We start from the raw sequence: 4,625 nt of genomic DNA, 5'->3' as shown, positions 1-4,625 counted from the left end.
AGGCGACTGTTCGAGTTCTGTCATGGAGATTGTTGTGGTGATCCTTGCTACGAAGCGGTCTTTTCTGACCAAGGTTGGGACGGTCTACCACTTCCTCTAACATACCTCTAAGATACAAGGTTGGGTTTACCGTGTGGAAACCCAACAAAAGCTTATAAATGTTGGGTTTCGTTCCTCAACCCAACCTACAGAATTTTATTTTTTGGGGTTAACCGAAAAGTATTGCAACCCAACCTACTTGATTCTTAGGGTATGTTAGCGATTAGTAACGCACAATAAAACTATAGAATGTTCTTATTTATTCCTGTGAGGGTTTGTTTACTTCTTCCATAGGAGTTAACATTGTGACAGCAACAGGAGTTGATGAAATGGTTGATGAAATGGTTGGTGAAATTGGAGTTGATGGAGTTGGAGTTGATGGAGTTGATGCTTCTAAATGCGATGGTTCTGGTAATATTTCTGCTTGTACATCACTGAAATAAGAACCGACTATTTTATCGTAGTTGGAAACAACCGCTAAAAATGCTCCGCCTAAAATATAGATAGGTAATGGTAAAGATAAGTCTTTTACCCAGTCAAAAAATTCTGCCAAAGCAAATAATACAAAGAAACAGGCAAGCCAAACCCTCATTTTTTCTTCCCCTGCACAGAAACAACTATATTTAACTATATTTAACTATATTTAACTATATTTTTAGATTAAACAGCTTGCATGATGATGCAAAATAGAATTATTAGACTTCTCCAGAAAAGAAATTATGGAACTTATTTATGGGGCAGGGTGAAGCTTATGGGATATCTAGATGTCTGATTTTTCCGTTAAATTATCGCCCATAAGCTTCGCCCCTACAACATAAGCTGTTATGCCTTTAACTTGAATAATTAATACAAGCAAGATGCTTGTGCTACTGTAACTTCAGGTTTTTTGATTATACAGTTTAGCTGCACATCAGCTTATTACAAATTAATAGATTCTATTGTGGAGAGGTCTATTGGGGATTTTGGGTAAAAATCGCAATGGTAGCGATCGCATCTAATAAATGAATCGTCACTGCTTTCTCAAAAATTCCGCTTTTTCAATGCTCTGACTTTAACCAAAGCGGTAATTGTCAATTCTTCATTGTTAATTGTCAATTATTGAAAGCTACCCAAACCATAAACCACCGTAAGTTGCGACAGAAAGACATCAGCAAATTACAGTGGTTTGTTTGTAACTAAATAATTCAAAAAAATGGGAAAATCCGAATTTACTACATCAACTAAGGTGGACCCGATTCGCAATCTACCAATCAGAATTGTGCATCCTTCATTCTAACTAGGCAGGCATTTCTGGCTATGCGTTTCAAAACCTCCAATTACAACTCGATGAAATCAAGGCTAAAACACTTGGAAGCCACAACCTAACCGTGATTGCGATGACATTAGAGCAGGAGGTACAGGCTCTAATTCAGTTGTTTTTGTTTGAACTTTTAACCTTTCTGTACCATGAAAATAATCTAGCATGAATTTTTGAATGTGTGTGATATATTTACTAAAGTTGATTTTCTGTAATATCTCGCAATAATTGTGAAATATTGCTTAAAATTTAGGGACTAGGGAACAGGAAACAAGGAACTTTGAAAAAGCGAATTTTTTATTTTTCCCCTTGCAAGGGAAGGTTTTAAACCGTATGGCTAACGCCACGCTACGCTATCGGCTGACGCTCACGGCGGAAGCCTTGAATGAAAAAATTGTCAATTTTCACTTGTCAATTTTCACTTGTCAATTTTCAATTGATCAAGGTTTGCCCAACTTCGCAAAAATCAAATAGGATTTCTGTATACTGTATTTATGCTGATTATTCCCAAAAACTTCCTCAACTCAACCCAAACACCTCACAGCGGCTACCATTGGGACGGTACAAGTCGCCGTTTTTTTGAAGGTTGGTATTATCGCGTTACATTACCGGAAATTGGGCAAACCTTCGCTTTTATGTATTCCATGGAAGATCCTATTGGTGGGAAACCTGATAGCGGTGGTGCTGCTCAAGTCCTGGGTCCAGATGATGAATATTTGTGTCGCACATTTCCCGATGTCAACAAATTCTGGGCGAGTCAAGATGTGTTAGCTTTAGGACATTGGGGAAAAACAAACTTAAAAGTTTCTCCTCACTATCTCCTACCCCGTGACTTTACACACCATATTCAAGAAGGTTATCAAGCTACAGCTACTTTAAATCAAGGCATAATCACCGATCCTGCTACGGGTAATTACTGCCGTTGGCAGTATGAAATCAAACCTGCTTACGGTTGGGGTAATCAAAATAGTATCCAGCAATCAACCGCTGGCTGGTTGTCTTTTTCACAGATTTTTGAACCAGGTTGGCAAATTTTAATGGCTCACGGTTTAGCTACTGGTTGGATCGATTGGAATGGTAAAATTTACGAATTTACCAACGCCCCAGCCTACGGGGAAAAAAATTGGGGTGGTGCGTTTCCTCAAAAATGGTTTTGGCTTAATTGTAATTGTTTTGACAACGAACCCGATTTAGCTTTAACTGCTGGTGGTGGCAGACGTGGTGTATTATGGTGGATGGAATCAGTAGCCATGATTGGTATCCATTATCAAGGGCAGTTTTATGAATTTGTTCCCTGGAACTCACAAGTAAGCTGGCAAATTCAGCCTTGGGGTAAATGGCAAATGCAAGCCAGAAATTCTCATTATGAGGTGGAATTAACAGGAACTACTGATTTACAAGGTACACCCCTACGCGCACCCACCAGCAATGGTTTAGCGATTTGTTGCCGAGATACGATGCAAGGTAAGCTAGACTTGACACTGCGAAAATTCAGTAGTTGTAAAACTCAAATCACTTTCAAAGCACAGAGTAATCTTTGTGGTTTAGAAATAGGTGGTGGTAGTTGGGAGAATAGTTGGCACTCTGACTAAATCTACTGCTATCATTGTAGATGTTTGTTCATTTGGGGCTGTAGCTCAGTTGGATAGAGCGGTCGCCTCCTAAGCGACAGGCCGTGCGTTCAAGTCGCACCAGTCCCGTATATTTACATTAAACTACAAAGTTGAACAATTAATGGGTCTTAACCCCTATGATAAATTGTCTAATATAAGTTAGGATAGTGAGTCGAAGAAAGCGACCCTATTTATATCGTGGATACATACTTTTATACATAAGCATCTACCAAGTTCTGATTTGGGTTTATTTTGCCCAAATTCACTAATCTACAGCAGTTTTCATGTCTTTAGACCACAGTCAGGGCGAAGCATTCGGATGATAGTCTTAGGTAAAAACCGATAATTAATTGTCCGAATGCTGATGCTTCCAGCACGCTTCGCGAACGCCCCTACATTGTTGACGCGAAACCTAAATCAAAATGTGGTTTATTTACCTGAAAATAGCTGTAAATATTTTTGAGATAAAATTTTTTAGATAAAATTTTGATGTTCGCAAACACACTTACACAGCCTTGAAAAAGCTATTGTTTAAAGGTAAATCTTTGCGGTTTATGTCTTTTATCCTACCCCTGTTTATATGGTGGGGATACAAAGAAATACAAAATCAGTTTGTACATCCACAAGCAGTCTTAGTTTTGGGCGGTTCTACTAAACGTTTAGAAAGGGAGAAGTTTACCGCTGAATTTGCCAAAAAGCATCCCAATATACCAATATGGATTACTGGTGGTAGTCCACCTAGCTATACGAAAGAAATCTTTGTTAAAGCTGGAATTAATCCTAAGCGTTTATATTTAGATTATGAGGCTGTTGATACAGTTACTAATTTTACTACGTTGGTAGATGATTTGCAAGCAAGGGGTATCAAAAGCGTTTATTTAATTACTTCTGATTTTCATATGCGCCGTGCTTGTGTAATTGGTGAGATTGTTTTGGGTAGTCGAGGTATTGAATTTAAAGCGGTATCTGTTCCCTCAAAAACCGCACCAGAACCTATCGAAAAAGCTATCCGCGATGGAGTTAGAGCTATACTATGGCTAGTAACTGGTTATACAGGAGCAGAGCAAGCTCAAACTAAACGTAACCTTTATTAATGAGGGCGTTCGCGAAGCGTGCTGGAAGCATCAGCATTCGGGCGATAAATTCTCAATTTTGATCACAGGTTATTTTCCTGTAAGGGCGAAGCATTCGGGCGATAAATTCTCAATTTTGATCACAGGTTATTTTCCTGTCAGGGCGAAGCATTCGGGCGATAAATTCTCAATTTTGATCACAGGTTATTTTCCTGTCAGGGCGAAGCATTCGGGCGATACATTCTCAATTTTGATCACAGGTTATTTTCCGAATGCTTCGCCCCTACGACTCCTGACTCCTATTCCCATGACTTACGTCACGCTGCGCGAACATGAAAAGACTTTCTCAGCAACCCCTAACTCCAATCTAAAATCTAAAATCTAAAATCTAAAATCTAAAATTTTCTTCCCCAGTCACCAGTCCCCAGTCCCCAGTTCCCTGCTACCTCTGCCCTTAGCCTATATACCGATAAATGACACTCGTTCGATATAACTTACGACATAATCGTTACGTCCTTCTTCCTATCGTATATGATGTGCATCTCACAACTTATGGCCTCGGACATTCACCAATCCAAAGTCCCCAAATCCAAACTTGCACTC

3 protein-coding genes and 1 tRNA gene are annotated in these 4,625 nt (G+C 39.2%); 3 read left to right on the top strand and 1 reads right to left on the bottom strand.

Features of this window, described 5'->3' with window-relative positions; translation table 11 throughout:
- Positions 1-298: 298 nt before the first annotated feature.
- Positions 299-631, bottom strand: a complete 333-nt coding sequence (locus FFR48_RS25625; protein WP_137669310.1) for a hypothetical protein — start codon at positions 629-631, stop codon at positions 299-301.
- A 1,199-nt stretch (positions 632-1,830) separates the two neighbouring features.
- Here FFR48_RS25625 and FFR48_RS25620 point away from each other — a divergent pair.
- From FFR48_RS25620 to FFR48_RS25610, 3 genes are all read left to right on the top strand, one after another.
- The gene (locus FFR48_RS25620) at positions 1,831-2,928 is read left to right on the top strand and encodes a tocopherol cyclase family protein (RefSeq protein WP_137669309.1); all 1,098 of its coding nucleotides are present in this window, start codon (positions 1,831-1,833) and stop codon (positions 2,926-2,928) included.
- A gap of 34 nt (positions 2,929-2,962) precedes the next feature.
- Positions 2,963-3,036: transfer RNA gene (locus FFR48_RS25615), tRNA-Arg, on the top strand.
- 467 nt (positions 3,037-3,503) lie between these two features.
- Complete coding sequence (locus FFR48_RS25610) at positions 3,504-4,043, top strand: YdcF family protein (RefSeq protein ID WP_137669308.1); 540 nt, start codon at positions 3,504-3,506, stop codon at positions 4,041-4,043.
- Positions 4,044-4,625: the final 582 nt, after the last annotated feature.

It is taken from the genome of Sphaerospermopsis reniformis, from assembly GCF_005402885.1.
Lineage (GTDB): Bacteria > Cyanobacteriota > Cyanobacteriia > Cyanobacteriales > Nostocaceae > Sphaerospermopsis > Sphaerospermopsis kisseleviana.
This window is presented reverse-complemented; position numbering and strand designations above follow the sequence as displayed.